General features: G+C 58.5%; 17 protein-coding genes. All 17 read left to right on the top strand.

Annotation, left to right across the window (positions count from 1 at the left end; all coding sequences use genetic code 11):
• The first annotated feature begins 82 nt into the window (after positions 1–82).
• The 17 genes from mnmG (at position 83) to AB9L16_RS26145 (ending at position 16892) form a co-directional block, all read left to right on the top strand.
• Positions 83–1981 carry a tRNA uridine-5-carboxymethylaminomethyl(34) synthesis enzyme MnmG gene (gene mnmG / locus AB9L16_RS26225; protein ID WP_056791112.1) on the top strand — a complete coding sequence of 633 codons (1899 nt, stop codon included), beginning with the start codon at positions 83–85 and terminating at the stop codon, positions 1979–1981.
• Complete coding sequence (gene rsmG / locus AB9L16_RS26220; RefSeq protein WP_123441912.1) at positions 1978–2622, top strand: 16S rRNA (guanine(527)-N(7))-methyltransferase RsmG; 645 nt, start codon at positions 1978–1980, stop codon at positions 2620–2622. Before mnmG ends, rsmG begins: the two co-directional genes overlap by 4 nt.
• Positions 2623–2640: 18 nt before the next feature.
• Positions 2641–3438: a ParA family protein gene (locus AB9L16_RS26215; RefSeq protein ID WP_016772400.1), complete on the top strand. Its 798-nt coding sequence runs from the start codon at positions 2641–2643 to the stop codon at positions 3436–3438.
• Between the two features lie 9 nt (positions 3439–3447).
• Positions 3448–4320 carry a ParB/RepB/Spo0J family partition protein gene (locus AB9L16_RS26210; protein WP_375122918.1) on the top strand — a complete coding sequence of 291 codons (873 nt, stop codon included), beginning with the start codon at positions 3448–3450 and terminating at the stop codon, positions 4318–4320.
• A 148-nt stretch (positions 4321–4468) separates the two neighbouring features.
• The gene (locus AB9L16_RS26205) at positions 4469–4876 is read left to right on the top strand and encodes a F0F1 ATP synthase subunit I (protein ID WP_016772401.1); all 408 of its coding nucleotides are present in this window, start codon (positions 4469–4471) and stop codon (positions 4874–4876) included.
• Between the two features lie 16 nt (positions 4877–4892).
• Positions 4893–5762, top strand: coding sequence for a F0F1 ATP synthase subunit A (atpB, locus tag AB9L16_RS26200; RefSeq protein ID WP_016772402.1), 870 nt, complete (start codon positions 4893–4895; stop codon positions 5760–5762).
• A gap of 133 nt (positions 5763–5895) precedes the next feature.
• A complete protein-coding gene (atpE, locus tag AB9L16_RS26195; RefSeq protein ID WP_003097235.1) occupies positions 5896–6153 on the top strand; it encodes a F0F1 ATP synthase subunit C in 258 nt (85 codons plus the stop codon).
• Positions 6154–6211: 58 nt separating this feature from the next.
• The gene (locus AB9L16_RS26190) at positions 6212–6682 is read left to right on the top strand and encodes a F0F1 ATP synthase subunit B (RefSeq protein ID WP_016772403.1); all 471 of its coding nucleotides are present in this window, start codon (positions 6212–6214) and stop codon (positions 6680–6682) included.
• Between the two features lie 12 nt (positions 6683–6694).
• Positions 6695–7231, top strand: coding sequence for a F0F1 ATP synthase subunit delta (locus AB9L16_RS26185; RefSeq protein ID WP_016772404.1), 537 nt, complete (start codon positions 6695–6697; stop codon positions 7229–7231).
• A 21-nt stretch (positions 7232–7252) separates the two neighbouring features.
• Positions 7253–8797: a F0F1 ATP synthase subunit alpha gene (gene atpA, locus AB9L16_RS26180; protein WP_016772405.1), complete on the top strand. Its 1545-nt coding sequence runs from the start codon at positions 7253–7255 to the stop codon at positions 8795–8797.
• Positions 8798–8847: 50 nt separating this feature from the next.
• Entirely contained in the window at positions 8848–9708 is an 861-nt protein-coding gene (atpG, locus tag AB9L16_RS26175) for a F0F1 ATP synthase subunit gamma (protein WP_056791102.1), read from the top strand.
• Positions 9709–9735: 27 nt separating this feature from the next.
• On the top strand, positions 9736–11115 hold the full coding sequence (gene atpD, locus AB9L16_RS26170; protein WP_016772406.1) for a F0F1 ATP synthase subunit beta: 1380 nt from the start codon (positions 9736–9738) through the stop codon (positions 11113–11115).
• A gap of 45 nt (positions 11116–11160) precedes the next feature.
• Positions 11161–11586 carry a F0F1 ATP synthase subunit epsilon gene (locus AB9L16_RS26165; RefSeq protein ID WP_016772407.1) on the top strand — a complete coding sequence of 142 codons (426 nt, stop codon included), beginning with the start codon at positions 11161–11163 and terminating at the stop codon, positions 11584–11586.
• 118 nt (positions 11587–11704) lie between these two features.
• Positions 11705–13072 carry a bifunctional UDP-N-acetylglucosamine diphosphorylase/glucosamine-1-phosphate N-acetyltransferase GlmU gene (gene glmU / locus AB9L16_RS26160; RefSeq protein WP_056791096.1) on the top strand — a complete coding sequence of 456 codons (1368 nt, stop codon included), beginning with the start codon at positions 11705–11707 and terminating at the stop codon, positions 13070–13072.
• 206 nt (positions 13073–13278) lie between these two features.
• Complete coding sequence (locus tag AB9L16_RS26155) at positions 13279–14055, top strand: DeoR/GlpR family DNA-binding transcription regulator (protein ID WP_041476528.1); 777 nt, start codon at positions 13279–13281, stop codon at positions 14053–14055.
• Between the two features lie 2 nt (positions 14056–14057).
• Positions 14058–15890 (top strand): glutamine--fructose-6-phosphate transaminase (isomerizing), encoded by a 1833-nt coding sequence (glmS, locus tag AB9L16_RS26150; protein WP_041476529.1) that lies wholly within the window; start codon positions 14058–14060, stop codon positions 15888–15890.
• A 75-nt stretch (positions 15891–15965) separates the two neighbouring features.
• Entirely contained in the window at positions 15966–16892 is a 927-nt protein-coding gene (locus AB9L16_RS26145) for a LysR family transcriptional regulator (protein ID WP_041476539.1), read from the top strand.
• Positions 16893–16932: the final 40 nt, after the last annotated feature.

The raw sequence follows: 16932 nt of genomic DNA, 5'->3' as shown, positions 1-16932 counted from the left end.
GTCCCTATACTTGCCGACCAGGTCCAGAAACCTGGTTTCAATATTTCCTGAATGACCTACTTAAGCAGGCACGAGGTGCGTGGTGGATTTCCCTTCCCGTTTTGAAGTGATCGTCATCGGCGGCGGTCATGCCGGTACCGAGGCAGCACTGGCGTCAGCACGCATGGGGGCAAAAACCCTGTTGCTGACGCATAACGTGGAAACCCTCGGCGCCATGAGTTGCAACCCGGCCATCGGTGGCATCGGCAAAAGCCATCTGGTCAAGGAAATCGATGCCCTCGGCGGCGCGATGGCCATGGCTACCGATAAGGGCGGCATCCAGTTTCGCGTGTTGAACAGCCGCAAAGGCCCGGCCGTACGGGCGACCCGTGCGCAAGCGGACCGGATTCTCTATAAGGCCGCTGTCCGCGAAATCCTGGAAAACCAGCCAAACCTGTGGATATTTCAACAGGCTGCTGACGACCTGATTGTCGAGCAGGAGCAAGTCCGCGGTGTCGTCACACAGATGGGTCTGCGCTTCTTCGCCGATTCCGTGGTGTTGACCACTGGTACCTTCCTCGGTGGACTTATCCACATTGGTTTGCAGAATTTCTCTGGCGGTCGCGCCGGTGATCCACCGTCGATTGCTCTGGCCCACCGTCTGCGTGAGTTACCATTGCGTGTCGGGCGCCTGAAGACCGGTACACCGCCGCGTATTGATGGCAAATCTGTGGATTTCTCGGTGATGACCGAGCAGCCGGGTGACACTCCGATCCCGGTGATGTCGTTCATGGGCAGCAAGGAGCAGCATCCGCGCCAGGTCAGCTGCTGGATCACCCATACCAATGCCCGTACCCACGAAATCATCGCGGCGAACCTTGATCGTTCGCCGATGTATTCCGCTGCCGGTGAAATCGAAGGTGTCGGCCCGCGTTATTGCCCGTCGATCGAAGACAAGATTCATCGCTTTGCCGACAAGGAAAGCCATCAGGTGTTCATCGAACCGGAAGGTCTGACCACCCATGAGCTGTATCCAAACGGAATATCCACAAGCCTGCCGTTCGACGTGCAATTGCAGATCGTGCAGTCGATCCGCGGTATGGAAAACGCGCACATCGTGCGTCCGGGTTATGCGATCGAGTACGACTACTTCGATCCCCGCGATCTGAAGTACAGCCTGGAAACCAAAGTCATCGGCGGTCTGTTCTTCGCTGGGCAGATCAATGGCACCACCGGTTACGAAGAAGCCGGCGCTCAAGGTCTGCTCGCCGGCGCCAACGCCGCGCTGCGGGCCAAGGGCAAAGAGGCCTGGTGTCCGCGCCGCGATGAAGCGTACATCGGCGTTCTGGTCGACGACCTGATCACCCTCGGTACCCAAGAGCCGTACCGTATGTTCACGTCCCGCGCCGAGTACCGCCTGATTCTGCGCGAAGACAACGCCGACCTGCGTCTGACCGAAAAAGGTCGCGAGCTCGGTCTGGTCGATGACGCGCGCTGGGCGGCCTTCTGCAAGAAACGCGAAAGCATCGAGCTTGAAGAACAGCGTCTGAAAAGCACCTGGGTTCGGCCGAACACCCCGCAGGGCGATGCGATTGCCGAGAAATTCGGCACGCCGCTGACCCACGAATACAACCTGCTCAACCTGTTGAGCCGTCCGGAAATCGACTACGTCGGTCTGGTCGAAGTGACCGGGCAGGGCGCCGAAGATCCACAGGTCGCCGAGCAGGTTGAGATCAAGACCAAGTACGCCGGTTACATCGACCGCCAACAGGACGAAATCGCCCGTCTGCGCGCCAGCGAAGACACGAAATTGCCTGTGGATATCGATTACACCAACATCTCCGGTCTGTCCAAGGAGATCCAGAGCAAGCTCGGCGCCACACGTCCTGAAACGCTGGGCCAGGCTTCGCGGATCCCGGGCGTGACCCCGGCAGCGATTTCGCTGTTGATGATTCATTTGAAAAAACGCGGCGCGGGCCGTCAGTTGGAGCAAAGCGCTTGAGTGCCAAGGTCACTTCGCAACACGCCGAAGAGTTATCCACAGGAGCCCGCGAGCTCGGTGTCAATCTCACAGAAACTCAGCACGCATTGCTGCTGGGTTATCTGGCCCTGTTGATCAAATGGAACCAGGCCTACAACCTGACCGCTGTGCGCGATCCGGACGAAATGGTTTCGCGGCACTTGCTCGATAGTCTCAGCGTGATGTCGTTTATCGAAAACGGTCGCTGGCTCGATGTCGGCAGTGGTGGTGGCATGCCTGGTATTCCGCTGGCGATCCTGTATCCGGACTCGCAGGTGACCTGTCTGGACAGCAATGGCAAGAAAACCCGCTTTCTGACTCAGGTCAAACTGGAGCTGAAGCTGGATAACCTGCAAGTTATCCACAGTCGCGTCGAAGCGTTCCAGCCTGCGCAACCATTCAACGGGATCATTTCCCGGGCCTTCAGCAGCATGGAAAACTTCACCAACTGGACTCGCCACTTGGGCGATGCCGATACACGCTGGCTGGCAATGAAGGGCGTTCATCCGGCCGATGAGCTGGTAGCATTGCCGGCAGATTTCAAACTCGATAGCGAACACGCCCTGGCCGTCCCCGGTTGCCAAGGCCAACGCCATCTGCTGATACTGCGCCGCACGGCATGATTGGGAACACAAGCAAGAATGGCTAAGGTATTCGCGATAGCGAACCAGAAGGGTGGTGTGGGCAAAACCACCACCTGCATCAACCTCGCAGCATCCCTGGTCGCGACCAAGCGACGGGTGCTGTTGATCGATCTCGATCCACAGGGCAACGCCACCATGGGTAGCGGTGTGGATAAACATGGTCTGGAAAACTCGGTCTACGATCTGCTGATCGGTGAATGCGATCTGGGTCAGGCCATGCACTTCTCCGAGCACGGCGGTTATCAATTGCTGCCGGCCAACCGCGATCTGACCGCGGCCGAAGTGGTGCTGCTGGAAATGCAGATGAAGGAAAGCCGTCTGCGCAGCGCGCTGGCGCCGATCCGTGACAACTACGATTACATTTTGATCGACTGCCCACCGTCGCTGTCGATGCTCACACTCAACGCACTGGTCGCCGCTGACGGGGTGATTATCCCCATGCAGTGCGAATACTTTGCGCTGGAAGGTTTGAGCGACCTTGTGGATAACATCAAGCGCATCGCCGAGCTGCTCAATCCGAACCTGAAGGTCGAAGGCCTGCTGCGGACCATGTACGACCCGCGCCTGAGCCTGATGAACGATGTTTCGGCGCAGCTCAAGGAACACTTCGGCGATCAGCTGTACGACACGGTGATCCCGCGCAACATTCGCCTGGCCGAAGCACCGAGCTACGGCATGCCGGCGCTGGCTTACGACAAGCAATCGCGTGGTGCCCTGGCCTATCTGGCTCTGGCAGGCGAGATGGTTCGTCGTCAGCGCAAAAATTCACGCATTGCTGCTGCTCAGCCAACTTAAGGAATCCCCATGGCCGTCAAGAAACGAGGTCTCGGACGTGGACTGGATGCACTGCTGAGTGGTCCGACGGTCAGCGCGCTGGAAGAACAAGCCGCGCAGGCCGACACCCGCGAACTGCAACACCTGCCGCTGGACCTGCTGCAGCGTGGCAAATATCAGCCGCGCCGTGACATGGACCCGCAGGCCCTGGAAGAGCTGGCGCAGTCGATCAAGGCCCAAGGCGTGATGCAGCCGATCGTGGTACGCCCGATTGGCGGCGGTCGCTTCGAGATCATTGCCGGTGAACGTCGCTGGCGCGCCAGTCAGCAGGCCGGGCAGGAAACCATCCCGGCGATGGTCCGCGATGTGCCGGATGAAACCGCCATTGCGATTGCGCTGATCGAGAACATCCAGCGCGAAGATCTCAATCCGATCGAAGAAGCCGTCGCCTTACAGCGCTTGCAGCAGGAATTCCAGCTGACTCAGCAGCAGGTTGCCGAGGCTGTGGGTAAGTCGCGGGTGACTGTGGCTAACCTGTTGCGACTTATTGCACTGCCTGAAGTGATCAAGACAATGCTGTCGCACGGTGACCTGGAAATGGGTCACGCGCGTGCCTTGCTCGGTCTGCCGGACAATCAGCAGGTCGAAGGGGCGCGACATGTTGTCGCACGAGGACTGACTGTGCGCCAAACCGAGGCACTGGTTCGCCAGTGGTTGAGTGGCAAACCGGAGCTTGTGGAAGCTGCAAAACCCGACCCGGATATCGCCCGTCTCGAGCAGCGTTTGGCCGAGCGCCTAGGCTCTGCGGTGCAGATTCGCCATGGCAAGAAGGGCAAAGGCCAATTGGTGATTGGTTATAACTCGCTCGACGAGCTTCAAGGTGTGCTCGCACACATCCGCTGAAACATTTCCTCATGTAGCGCGCAGTCGGAAATCACTACCTGACAGTTGAATAGGGGCAGAACCGCCCCTATACTCTGCGCGCATTTTGTCGGCACAAATTATGCCAAGTTATTGAATTTCGGCAGCCGACCATTGGAGAGCAACTGTGATGGAAACCCGCACGCCAAACCGCTTGCCTTTCCATCGCCTGGCGGTTTTTCCGGTGTTGATGGCTCAATTTGTCATTCTGCTCATTGCCGCTTTGGCGCTCTGGCAATGGCATGGAGTCGTTGCCGGATACTCGGGACTTTGCGGAGGCCTGATAGCCTTGCTGCCCAATGTTTATTTCGCTCACAGGGCATTTCGGTTTTCCGGCGCCCGAGCAGCCCAGTCCATCGTCCGGTCTTTTTATGCCGGCGAGGCAGGCAAACTTATTTTGACGGCAGTGCTGTTTGCACTGGTGTTCGCAGGTGTGAAGCCACTGGCGCCGATCGCAGTATTCGGCGTGTTCGTGCTGACGCAGTCGGTCAGCTGGTTCGCTCCCCTGCTGATGAGAACAAGACTTTCGAGACCTTAGGGCGTTTGAGGCAACCATGGCAGAGACAACCGCTTCGGGCTATATCCAGCACCACTTGCAGAACCTGACTTTCGGTCAGCTACCCAACGGCGGCTGGGGCTTTGCCCACACCGCAGCAGAAGCCAAGGAAATGGGCTTCTGGGCTTTCCACGTCGATACCCTCGGCTGGTCGGTCGCGCTGGGTCTGATCTTCGTTCTTCTTTTCCGCATGGCGGCAAAGAAAGCGACTTCGGGTCAGCCGGGTGCCTTGCAGAACTTCGTTGAAGTATTGGTCGAATTCGTCGATGGCAGCGTGAAAGACAGCTTCCATGGCCGTAGCCCGGTGATTGCACCGCTGGCACTGACCATCTTCGTCTGGGTGTTCCTGATGAACGCCGTCGACCTGGTACCGGTCGACTGGATTCCTCAGCTGGCCATCCTGATCTCCGGCGATGCCCACATCCCGTTCCGCGCCGTGTCGACTACCGACCCGAACGCGACTCTGGGCATGGCGTTCTCGGTGTTCGCACTGATCATTTTCTACAGCATCAAGGTCAAGGGCATCGGTGGCTTCATCGGCGAACTGACCCTGCACCCGTTCGGCAGCAAGAACATCTTCGTTCAGGCCCTGCTGATCCCGGTGAACTTCCTGCTGGAATTCGTCACCCTGATCGCCAAGCCGATCTCTCTGGCTCTGCGTCTGTTCGGCAACATGTATGCCGGCGAGCTGGTGTTCATTCTGATCGCTGTGATGTTCGGCAGCGGCCTGCTCTGGCTCAGCGGCCTGGGCGTTGTTCTGCAGTGGGCGTGGGCTGTATTCCACATCCTGATCATCACCCTGCAGGCGTTCATCTTCATGATGCTGACCATCGTCTACCTGTCGATGGCGCACGAAGAAAACCATTAAGACCAGTCTCGACTAGTCTGATGTTCCTCCCGGTCAAACGGGAGGGAGCTCCTTGCGGGGCAGCTGAAACGATTTGTTTTACCGCTTTAATCTAAAAAACCTAAACCATACGACGTAAAAGTCGGGAGGAAAGATGGAAACTGTAGTTGGTCTAACCGCTATCGCTGTTGCACTGTTGATCGGCCTGGGCGCACTGGGTACCGCAATTGGTTTCGGCCTGCTGGGCGGCAAGTTCCTGGAAGGCGCAGCGCGTCAGCCAGAAATGGTTCCAATGCTGCAAGTAAAAATGTTCATCGTTGCCGGTCTGCTCGACGCCGTAACCATGATCGGTGTTGGTATCGCTCTGTTCTTCACCTTTGCGAACCCGTTCGTTGGTCAGATCGCTGGCTGATTACTCGGATCTTCCGGGTAATTTGGTGTGATGGACAACGTAACTGCGAGGTGTTGGCGTGAACATTAATGCGACCCTGATTGGCCAGTCCGTTGCGTTCCTGATTTTTGTACTGTTCTGCATGAAGTATGTATGGCCTCCGGTCATCGCTGCTCTGCACGAACGTCAAAAGAAGATCGCTGATGGTCTGGACGCTGCCAGCCGTGCAGCTCGCGACCTGGAGTTGGCCCAAGAGAAAGCGGGTCAGCAACTGCGCGAAGCGAAAGCTCAGGCAGCTGAAATCATCGAGCAAGCCAAGAAACGCGGTAACCAGATCGTCGAAGAGGCTGTTGAAAAAGCCCGTATCGACGCTGACCGTGTGAAGGTTCAGGCTCAAGCCGAGATCGAACAGGAACTGAACAGCGTCAAAGACAAGCTGCGTGCCCAAGTGGGCTTGCTGGCTGTTGGCGGCGCCGAGAAGATCCTGGGTGCCACAATCGATCAAAACGCGCACGCAGAGCTGGTTAACCAACTGGCTGCTGAAATCTAAGCGAGGGCGATCATGGCAGAACTGACCACGTTGGCCCGACCTTACGCTAAGGCGGCCTTCGAGCACGCTCAGGCCCACCAGCAACTGGCCAATTGGTCAGCCATGCTCGGCCTGGCAGCAGCGGTGTCGCAAGACGACACCCTGCAGCGCGTGCTCAAGGCCCCGCGACTGACGAGCGCAGAAAAGGCCGCCACGTTCATTGACGTGTGCGGCGACAAGTTTGATGAAAAGGCACGCAATTTCATCAACGTCGTTGCCGAGAACGACCGTCTCCTGCTTCTGCCGGAGATCGCCGCTCTGTTCGACCTGTACAAGGCCGAACAAGAGAAATCGGTAGACGTTGAAGTGACCAGTGCATTTGCATTGAACCAAGAACAGCAAGACAAACTCGCCAAGGTTCTCAGTGCACGACTCAACCGGGAAGTGCGCCTGCAAGTTGCGGAGGACGCTGCCTTGATTGGTGGTGTCGTGATCCGCGCCGGCGACCTGGTTATCGATGGCTCGATTCGCGGCAAAATCGCGAAACTTGCCGAAGCATTGAAATCTTGAGTTTGAAGGGGCAGCAGAGCAATGCAGCAACTCAATCCTTCCGAAATAAGTGAAATTATCAAGGGCCGCATCGACAAGCTCGATGTGACCTCCCAAGCCCGTAACGAAGGCACTGTCGTCAGCGTATCTGACGGCATCGTGCGGATTCACGGTCTGGCCGACGTCATGTACGGCGAGATGATCGAGTTTCCGGGCGGCGTCTACGGTATGGCTCTCAACCTGGAGCAGGACTCCGTAGGTGCCGTGGTATTGGGCTCCTACCAGTCGCTGGCTGAAGGCATGAGCGCCAAGTGCACCGGCCGCATCCTCGAAGTTCCTGTTGGTAAGGAATTGCTGGGCCGCGTAGTCGATGCTCTGGGTAACCCTGTTGACGGCAAAGGTCCACTGGGCAACACCGAGACCGACGCGGTCGAGAAAGTTGCTCCAGGCGTGATCTGGCGTAAGTCGGTAGACCAGCCTGTACAGACTGGCTACAAGGCTGTCGATGCCATGATCCCTGTCGGCCGTGGCCAGCGTGAGCTGATCATCGGTGACCGTCAGATCGGTAAAACCGCTCTGGCGATCGACGCGATCATCAACCAGAAAGACAGCGGCATTTTCTGCGTCTACGTAGCCATCGGTCAGAAGCAATCGACCATCGCCAACGTGGTTCGCAAGCTGGAAGAAAACGGCGCCCTGGCCAACACGATCATCGTGGCTGCCAGTGCTTCGGAATCTCCTGCGCTGCAATTCCTGGCACCGTACTCCGGTTGCACCATGGGTGAATTCTTCCGCGACCGCGGTGAAGACGCGCTGATCGTTTATGACGATCTGTCCAAGCAGGCAGTGGCTTACCGCCAGATTTCCCTGCTGCTGCGCCGTCCACCAGGCCGTGAAGCTTACCCAGGCGACGTGTTCTATCTCCACTCCCGTCTGCTGGAGCGCGCATCCCGCGTTTCGGAAGAATACGTAGAGAAGTTCACCAACGGCGCAGTGACCGGCAAAACCGGTTCCCTGACCGCACTGCCGATCATCGAAACCCAGGCTGGCGACGTTTCCGCGTTCGTTCCGACCAACGTGATTTCCATCACCGACGGTCAGATCTTCCTGGAATCGGCCATGTTCAACTCGGGCATCCGCCCTGCAGTGAACGCCGGTGTTTCGGTATCCCGTGTGGGTGGTGCCGCTCAGACCAAGATCATCAAGAAGCTCTCCGGTGGTATCCGTACCGCTCTGGCTCAGTACCGTGAACTGGCGGCATTCGCTCAGTTCGCTTCTGACCTGGACGAAGCGACCCGCAAGCAACTTGAGCATGGTCAGCGCGTTACCGAGCTGATGAAGCAGAAGCAATACGCACCAATGTCGATCGCTGACATGGCGCTGTCGCTGTATGCCGCTGAGCGTGGGTTCCTGACTGACATTGAAATCGCCAAGGTCGGCAGCTTCGAACAAGCGCTGATTGCTTTCTTCAACCGCGATCACGCCGATTTGATGGCCAAGATCAACGTTAAAGGTGACTTCAATGACGAAATCGACGCTGGCATGAAAGCCGGTATCGAGAAGTTCAAGGCCACCCAAACCTGGTAAGCCGCAGCGGGAGCCGCGAGGCTCCCGCTTGCTAACCTGATAGGTGTTACATGGCAGGCGCAAAAGAGATTCGCAGTAAGATTGCGAGCATCAAAAGCACGCAAAAGATTACCAGCGCCATGGAAAAAGTGGCGGTCAGCAAAATGCGCAAGGCACAAATGCGCATGGCTGCTAGCCGTCCTTATGCGGAGCGTATCCGCCAGGTAATTGGGCATCTGGCCAACGCCAACCCGGAATACCGCCACCCGTTCATGATCGACCGCGAAATCAAGCGCGTCGGTTATGTCGTCGTGAGCAGTGACCGTGGTCTGTGCGGCGGCTTGAACACCAACCTGTTCAAGGCCCTGGTCAAGGACATGGCGTTAAACCGCGAAAACGGCGTCGAGATTGATCTGTGTGTAGTCGGTAGCAAGGGTGCGGCCTTTTTCCGCAACTTCGGCGGTAACGTCGTTGCAGCTATCAGCCACCTGGGTGAAGAGCCGTCGATCAATGATCTGATCGGCAGCGTCAAGGTGATGCTGGATGCCTACCTGGACGGCCGTATCGACCGCCTGTCCGTGGTGTCCAACAAGTTCATCAACACCATGACACAACAGCCTACCGTGGAGCAGTTGATTCCACTGGTGGCAACCCCGGATCAGGATCTCAAGCACCACTGGGACTATCTCTACGAACCGGACGCCAAAGAGCTGCTTGACGGCTTGATGGTCCGTTACGTCGAGTCGCAGGTCTACCAGGCGGTGGTCGAGAACAACGCGGCTGAACAGGCTGCGCGGATGATCGCGATGAAGAACGCTACCGACAACGCCGGTGATTTGATCAGCGATTTGCAGCTGATCTACAACAAGGCGCGTCAGGCTGCGATCACCCAAGAGATCTCGGAAATCGTCGGCGGCGCTGCCGCGGTTTAACGGTTCAAATATTCAGAGGATCCAGCTATGAGTAGCGGACGTATCGTTCAAATCATCGGCGCCGTTATCGACGTGGAATTTCCACGCGACAGCGTACCGAGCATCTACAACGCGCTGACTGTACAAAGCGCGGCCGCAACCACCCTGGAAGTTCAGCAGCAGCTGGGCGACGGCGTGGTGCGTACCATTGCGATGGGTTCCACCGAGGGCTTGAAGCGCGGTCTGGAAGTCACCGACTCTGGCGCAGCCATCTCCGTACCGGTCGGTAAAGCGACCCTGGGCCGGATCATGGACGTCCTCGGTAACCCGATCGACGAAGCTGGCCCGATCGACACCGAAGAGCGCTGGGGCATTCACCGCGCAGCACCTTCGTTCGCCGAGCAAGCAGGCGGCAACGACCTGCTGGAAACCGGCATCAAGGTTATCGACCTGGTCTGCCCGTTCGCCAAGGGCGGTAAAGTCGGTCTGTTCGGTGGTGCCGGTGTAGGCAAAACCGTAAACATGATGGAACTGATCCGTAACATCGCCATCGAGCACAGCGGTTATTCCGTGTTCGCCGGTGTGGGTGAGCGTACTCGTGAGGGTAACGACTTCTACCACGAGATGAAGGACTCCAACGTTCTGGACAAAGTGGCACTGGTTTACGGTCAGATGAACGAGCCGCCGGGAAACCGTCTGCGCGTAGCACTGACCGGCCTGACCATGGCCGAGAAGTTCCGTGACGAAGGTAACGACGTTCTGCTGTTCGTCGACAACATCTATCGTTACACCCTGGCCGGTACTGAAGTATCCGCACTGCTGGGCCGTATGCCTTCGGCAGTAGGTTACCAGCCGACCCTGGCTGAAGAGATGGGCGTTCTGCAGGAACGTATCACTTCGACTAAGGAAGGTTCGATCACCTCGATCCAGGCGGTATACGTACCTGCGGACGACTTGACCGACCCGTCGCCAGCGACCACCTTCGCCCACTTGGACGCCACCGTCGTTCTGTCCCGTGACATCGCTTCCCTGGGTATCTACCCGGCGGTAGATCCACTGGATTCGACTTCGCGCCAGCTGGACCCGAACGTGATCGGTCAGGACCACTACGACACCGCTCGCGGCGTTCAGTATGTTCTGCAGCGTTACAAAGAGCTGAAAGACATCATCGCGATCCTGGGTATGGACGAGCTGTCGGAAGCCGACAAACAGTTGGTTAACCGTGCTCGTAAGATCCAGCGCTTCTTGTCGCAGCCGTTCTTCGTGGCTGAAGTCTTCACCGGTGCTTCGGGTAAATACGTTTCCCTGAAAGACACCATTGCTGGCTTCAAAGGCATCCTCAACGGTGACTACGACCACCTGCCAGAACAAGCGTTCTACATGGTTGGCGGCATCGAAGAAGCGATCGAAAAAGCCAAGAAACTGTAATCCCGGCGCCCGGCAACGGGCGCTAATTTAGGTTGAGGCAATCAGATGGCTATGACAGTCCATTGCGATATCGTCAGCGCGGAAGGGGAAATCTTTTCCGGCCTGGTCGAGATGGTGATTGCGCACGGTGCACTGGGTGATCTTGGTATCGCTCTGGGTCACGCGCCGCTGATCACTAATCTCAAGCCGGGTCCGATCCGCCTGATCAAGCAAGGCGGGGAAGCCGAGGTGTTCTACATCTCCGGTGGTTTCCTCGAGGTTCAGCCGAACATGGTCAAGGTACTTGCCGATACCGTGCAACGTGCCGCCGACCTGGATGAAGCTCAGGCTCAGGCAGCTCTCAAGGCTGCCGAGAATGCCCTGAACGAAAAAGGCGCGGACTTCGATTACGGCGCCGCTGCCACTCGTCTGGCCGAGGCTGCAGCCCAGCTGCGCACCGTCCAGCAGATCCGCAAGAAGTTTGGCGGTTAATCCGTCATCCGCTTGTTGTGCGATTGATAAAAAAGGGTAGCCTCGGCTACCCTTTTTTCTTTTCCGAATTCCCACAAACCGGTCGCAGTTGCTGACCACCCAGGATTGGTAGCCAGTCATGTCTCTCGAAATCGTTATCCTCGCGGCCGGTCAAGGCACGCGCATGCGCTCGGCGCTGCCCAAGGTGCTGCACCCGATTGCCGGCAACTCCATGCTCGGCCATGTTATCCACAGCGCTCGGCAACTTGATCCACAACGCATTCACGTGGTGATCGGTCACGGTGCCGATGTGGTGCGTGAGCGGCTGGCAGCTGATGACCTGAATTTCGTGTTGCAGGACAAGCAACTGGGCACTGGCCATGCCACCGCCCAGGCGGTGCCGTTCATTGATGCCGACACCGTGCTGATTCTTTACGGTGATGTGCCGCTGATCGAAGTCGAAACCCTGCAACGTCTGCTCAAGCATGTCGTGCCGGGCCAGATGGGTTTGCTCACTGTCGAGCTGGATGACCCGACCGGTTATGGCCGCATCGTGCGCGATGCCGACGGCAAGGTCGCGGCCATCGTCGAGCACAAAGACGCCAGCGAAGCGCAACGTGCGATCACCGAAGGCAACACCGGCATCCTCGCTGTGCCGGCCAATCGCCTGGCGGACTGGATGAGTCGCCTGTCGAATAACAACGCGCAGGGCGAGTACTACCTCACCGACGTGATCGAAATGGCGGTCAGCGATGGTTTGGTCGTCGCCACCGAACAACCGCACGACCCGATGGAAGTGCAGGGCGCCAACGATCGCAAGCAGCTCTCTGAACTGGAGCGTCATTACCAGTTGCGCGCCGGCCGTCGTCTGATGGCTGAGGGCGTGACCCTGCGTGACCCGGCCCGCTTCGACGTACGCGGCGAAGTCAGCGTCGGTCGCGATGTGCTGATCGACATCAACGTGATCCTCGAAGGCAAGGTCATCATCGAAGACGACGTACAGATCGGCCCGAACTGCGTGATCAAGGACAGCACCCTGCGCAAAGGCGTGGTAATCAAGGCCAACAGTCATATAGAAGGCGCCATTCTCGGTGAAGGCAGTGACGCTGGTCCCTTCGCGCGGTTACGCCCGGGCACTGTGCTCGAAGCGCGCGCCCATGTGGGTAACTTCGTTGAGCTGAAAAATGCACACATGGGCGAAGGTGCCAAGGCTGGCCACCTGACCTATCTGGGCGATGCAGAAATCGGCGCACGCACCAACATCGGCGCCGGCACCATCACCTGCAATTACGATGGCGCGAACAAGTGGAAAACCGTGTTGGGCGCTGACGTTTTCATCGGCTCCAACAACTCGCTGGTCGCCCCTGTGGATATCTCCAACGGTGCAACCACTGCGGCCGGATCGACTATCACGCAAAATGTGGATAACGCTCAGTTGGCGGTAGGCCGAGCCCGCCAGAAGAACATCGACGGCTGGAAGCGGCCGGAAAAAATCAAAAAATCCTGATTTATCCACAATCCCCTGTAGGAGCGAGCCTGCTCGCGAATGCGGTCTCTCAGTCACGTCTTGAGTGGCTAGGACTCCCCTTTCGCGAGCGGGCTCGCCCCACAGTCATTTCAATTTTTCTGAATTTTTCTCCCCGCGTCTTGACGGCAACCTTTCGATAGAGTTTCATTGCTTGCGTTATCTTTCGAATCGAAACTTAAGCTGCCATGTCCAAGCGCAATACTCCTCAACGTCGCCATAACATCCTCGCCTTGCTCAATGAGCAGGGCGAAGTCAGTGTCGACGAGCTGGCCAAGCGTTTCGAAACTTCGGAAGTTACGATTCGCAAGGATCTCGCCGCGCTGGAAACCCATGGTCTATTGCTGCGTCGTTACGGCGGTGCGATCACCATGCCGCAAGAGCTGGTCGCAGAAACGGCGCAGAGTATTTCCAAATACAAACAGGCGATCGCTCGCGCGGCGGTAAAACGCATCCGCGAGCACGCGCGCATCATCATCGACAGCGGCAGCACCACCGCCGCGATGATTCCCGAGCTGGGCCAGCAACCGGGTCTGGTGGTGATGACCAACTCGCTGCATGTTGCCAACGCCTTGAGCGAACTGGAACACGAGCCGGTGCTGCTGATGACCGGTGGCACCTGGGATCCGCACTCGGAATCCTTTCAGGGCCAGGTCGCCGAGCAGGTACTACGCTCTTACGACTTCGACCAACTGTTCATCGGCGCCGACGGTATCGATCTGGTTCGCGGCACCACAACCTTTAACGAGTTGCTCGGCCTCAGCCGGGTGATGGCCGACGTTGCGCGAGAAGTGATCGTCATGGTCGAGGCCGACAAGATCGGTCGCAAGATTCCCAACCTGGAGCTGCCCTGGAGCAGCATCCATACCCTCATTACCGATGATCGCCTGCCCGTCGAGGCACGCGATCAGCTTCAGGCCCGTGGGATCACTTTGATCTGTGCGGCTGTCAGTCAGGAGAAATAACCATGTGTGGCATTGTCGGCGCTGTAGCTGAACGTAATATCACCGCCATCCTTCTCGAAGGCCTGAAGCGCCTCGAATACCGGGGCTATGACAGCGCCGGTGTGGCGGTTTATACCAATGACCAGACCCTGGAACGCATGCGCCGTCCGGGCAAGGTCAGTGAGCTGGAAACCGCCCTGACCGAACAGCCGCTGTCCGGTCGTCTCGGTATCGCCCACACCCGTTGGGCGACCCATGGCGCGCCGTGCGAGCGCAACGCTCACCCGCATTTTTCCGGTGACATTGCAGTGGTGCACAACGGCATCATCGAGAACCACGAAGCTCTGCGCGAACAACTCAAAGCCTTGGGTTACTCTTTCAGCTCGGACACCGACACCGAAGTCATCGCCCACCTGCTGACCCACAAGCTCAAGGAACAACCGGACCTGACTGCCGCGCTCAAAGCGACTGTCAAGGAGCTGCACGGTGCCTACGGTCTGGCGGTGATCAATGCGAGCCAACCGGATCGCCTGGTTGCCGCGCGCAGTGGCAGTCCATTGGTGATCGGCCTGGGTCTGGGCGAGAACTTCCTCGCTTCCGACCAACTCGCTCTGCGTCAGGTCACTGACCGCTTCATGTACCTGGAAGAAGGCGATATCGCTGAAATCCGTCGCGACAGCGTGCAGATCTGGGACGTGAACGGCAACGCTGTCGAGCGCCAGACCGTGCAGTACACCGATGGTGCCGAAGCCGCCGACAAGGGTGAGTTCCGCCATTACATGCTCAAGGAAATCCACGAGCAGCCGGCCGTGGTCCAGCGCACCCTCGAAGGTCGCCTGGGCAACAATCAAGTGCTGGTTGAGGCCTTCGGTCCACAAGCTGCCGAGCTGTTTGCCAAAGTGCGCAACGTGCAGATCGTTGCCTGCGGCACCAGTTATCACGCCGGCATGGTCGCGCGTTACTGGCTCGAAGAACTGGCCGGCATCCCGTGCCAGGTGGAAGTCGCCAGTGAATTCCGTTATCGCAAAGTGGTGGTGCAGCCGGACACGCTGTTCGTGACCATCTCGCAGTCCGGCGAAACCGCTGACACCCTCGCGGCCCTGCGCAATGCCAAGGAGCTGGGCTTCCTCGCCAGCCTGGCGATCTGCAACGTCGGCATCAGCTCGCTGGTGCGTGAATCCGATCTGACCCTGTTGACCCAGGCAGGTCGCGAAATCGGTGTGGCCTCGACCAAAGCCTTCACCACGCAACTGGTCGGCCTGTTGCTGCTGACTTTGTCGCTGGGTCAGGTGCGCGGCACTCTGGCTAACGGCGTCGAAGCAACACTCGTCGAAGAACTGCGTCGCCTGCCGACTCGCCTCGGCGAAGCGCTGGCGATGGACAGCACCGTGGAAAAAATCGCCGAGCTGTTCGCCGAGAAAAACCACACCCTGTTCCTCGGCCGTGGTGCGCAATTCCCGGTAGCAATGGAAGGTGCCTTGAAGCTCAAGGAGATCTCCTACATCCATGCCGAAGCCTACCCGGCCGGCGAGCTCAAACACGGGCCGCTGGCACTTGTGGATAACGACATGCCAGTGGTGACCGTCGCGCCGAACAACGAACTGCTGGAGAAGCTCAAATCCAACCTGCAGGAAGTCCGCGCTCGCGGCGGCGAGTTGATCGTGTTCGCGGATGAGAAGGCTGCGATGACCAACGGCGAAGGCACCCACGTGGTGCAAATGCCGCACATCCACGACATTCTCTCGCCGATCCTTTATACGATCCCGCTGCAACTGCTGTCGTATTACGTCGCCGTGCTCAAGGGTACCGACGTTGATCAGCCGCGCAACCTGGCGAAATCGGTCACCGTGGAATAAGTTATCCACCGTTGATCTACGCTCCCACAATCGCAGCCTCGGCTGCGATTGTCGTATCCGCCGCCGAGGAATCCCATGGACCGCTTTCAGGAAATGCAGATCTTCGTTGTCGTCGCCCAGGAGCAAGGCTTTTCGGCGGCGTCGCGGCGTCTGGGTCTGTCGGCGGCGAGCGTCACCCGGGCCGTAGCGGCGTTGGAGCAGCATATCGGTACGCAGTTGCTGGTGCGTACCACGCGCACCGTGCATCTCACCGAAGCCGGGCAGCGTTATTTCGATGACTGCCGGCGGATTCTTGCCGAGGTGCAGGAGGCCGAGGATTCGGCGGCAGGCAGCCATGCCTTGCCGCGCGGGCAGTTGACGATTACTGCGCCGGTGCTGTTTGGCGATCTGTTCGTGACGCCAGTGATGGCCGATTACCTTTGTCGTTATCCGGATGTGTCGATCAACGCGCTGTTGCTGGACCGGGTCGTCAACATGGTCGAGGAGGGCATTGATGTCGCGGTACGCATCGGTGAGCTGCCGGACAGCAATCAGCATGCGATCCGAGTTGGGGAAGTGCGGCGGGTAATCTGCGCTTCGCCGGGGTTTCTGGCTGAACATGGCCGCCCGGAGCATCCGCAGGCATTGGCCGGGTTGCCGGTGGTGGCGACATCGGCGATCGGTCAGCAACGCAACTGGCCGTTTCTCGACGGCGGTGAAGCACTCAGTGTGCGCACCGAACCGCGCCTGACCGTCACGGCCAATCAGTCGGCGATCACTGCCGCGCGCAAAGGCCTGGGCCTGACGCGAGTGCTGTCGTATCAAGTGGCGGACAAAGTCGCGGCGGGGGAGCTGGAAATCGTCCTCGCCGAGTTTGAATTGCCACCGTTGCCGATCCATGTGGTGTATCAGGGCGGGCGCAAGGCACCGGCGCGGATCCGCAGTTTTGTCGACTTCGCCGTGAAGGCGCTGCGTGAGCATCCAGCCTTGAGTGCTGCGGCGTTATTGCACGAGATGAAATAATCGATTGCAGTGGCTGGTTATTCTGTTGTTCCGGCAACCC

The sequence above is a fragment of the Pseudomonas sp. LW8 genome, assembly GCF_041956865.1.
GTDB lineage: Bacteria > Pseudomonadota > Gammaproteobacteria > Pseudomonadales > Pseudomonadaceae > Aquipseudomonas > Aquipseudomonas siliginis.
This window is presented reverse-complemented; position numbering and strand designations above follow the sequence as displayed.

Excerpts from the sequence above, each read along its gene's own strand:
- AB9L16_RS26215 (WP_016772400.1), top strand. The coding sequence starts at position 2,641 with ATGGCTAAGGTATTCGCGATAGCGAACCAGAAGGGTGGTGTGGGCAAA.
- AB9L16_RS26210 (WP_375122918.1), top strand. The coding sequence starts at position 3,448 with ATGGCCGTCAAGAAACGAGGTCTCGGACGTGGACTGGATGCACTGCTG.
- AB9L16_RS26205 (WP_016772401.1), top strand. The coding sequence starts at position 4,469 with ATGGAAACCCGCACGCCAAACCGCTTGCCTTTCCATCGCCTGGCGGTT.
- atpB (WP_016772402.1), top strand. The coding sequence starts at position 4,893 with ATGGCAGAGACAACCGCTTCGGGCTATATCCAGCACCACTTGCAGAAC.
- atpE (WP_003097235.1), top strand. The coding sequence starts at position 5,896 with ATGGAAACTGTAGTTGGTCTAACCGCTATCGCTGTTGCACTGTTGATC.
- AB9L16_RS26185 (WP_016772404.1), top strand. The coding sequence starts at position 6,695 with ATGGCAGAACTGACCACGTTGGCCCGACCTTACGCTAAGGCGGCCTTC.
- atpA (WP_016772405.1), top strand. The coding sequence starts at position 7,253 with ATGCAGCAACTCAATCCTTCCGAAATAAGTGAAATTATCAAGGGCCGC.
- atpG (WP_056791102.1), top strand. The coding sequence starts at position 8,848 with ATGGCAGGCGCAAAAGAGATTCGCAGTAAGATTGCGAGCATCAAAAGC.
- atpD (WP_016772406.1), top strand. The coding sequence starts at position 9,736 with ATGAGTAGCGGACGTATCGTTCAAATCATCGGCGCCGTTATCGACGTG.
- AB9L16_RS26165 (WP_016772407.1), top strand. The coding sequence starts at position 11,161 with ATGGCTATGACAGTCCATTGCGATATCGTCAGCGCGGAAGGGGAAATC.
- glmU (WP_056791096.1), top strand. The coding sequence starts at position 11,705 with ATGTCTCTCGAAATCGTTATCCTCGCGGCCGGTCAAGGCACGCGCATG.
- AB9L16_RS26155 (WP_041476528.1), top strand. The coding sequence starts at position 13,279 with ATGTCCAAGCGCAATACTCCTCAACGTCGCCATAACATCCTCGCCTTG.
- glmS (WP_041476529.1), top strand. The coding sequence starts at position 14,058 with ATGTGTGGCATTGTCGGCGCTGTAGCTGAACGTAATATCACCGCCATC.
- AB9L16_RS26145 (WP_041476539.1), top strand. The coding sequence starts at position 15,966 with ATGGACCGCTTTCAGGAAATGCAGATCTTCGTTGTCGTCGCCCAGGAG.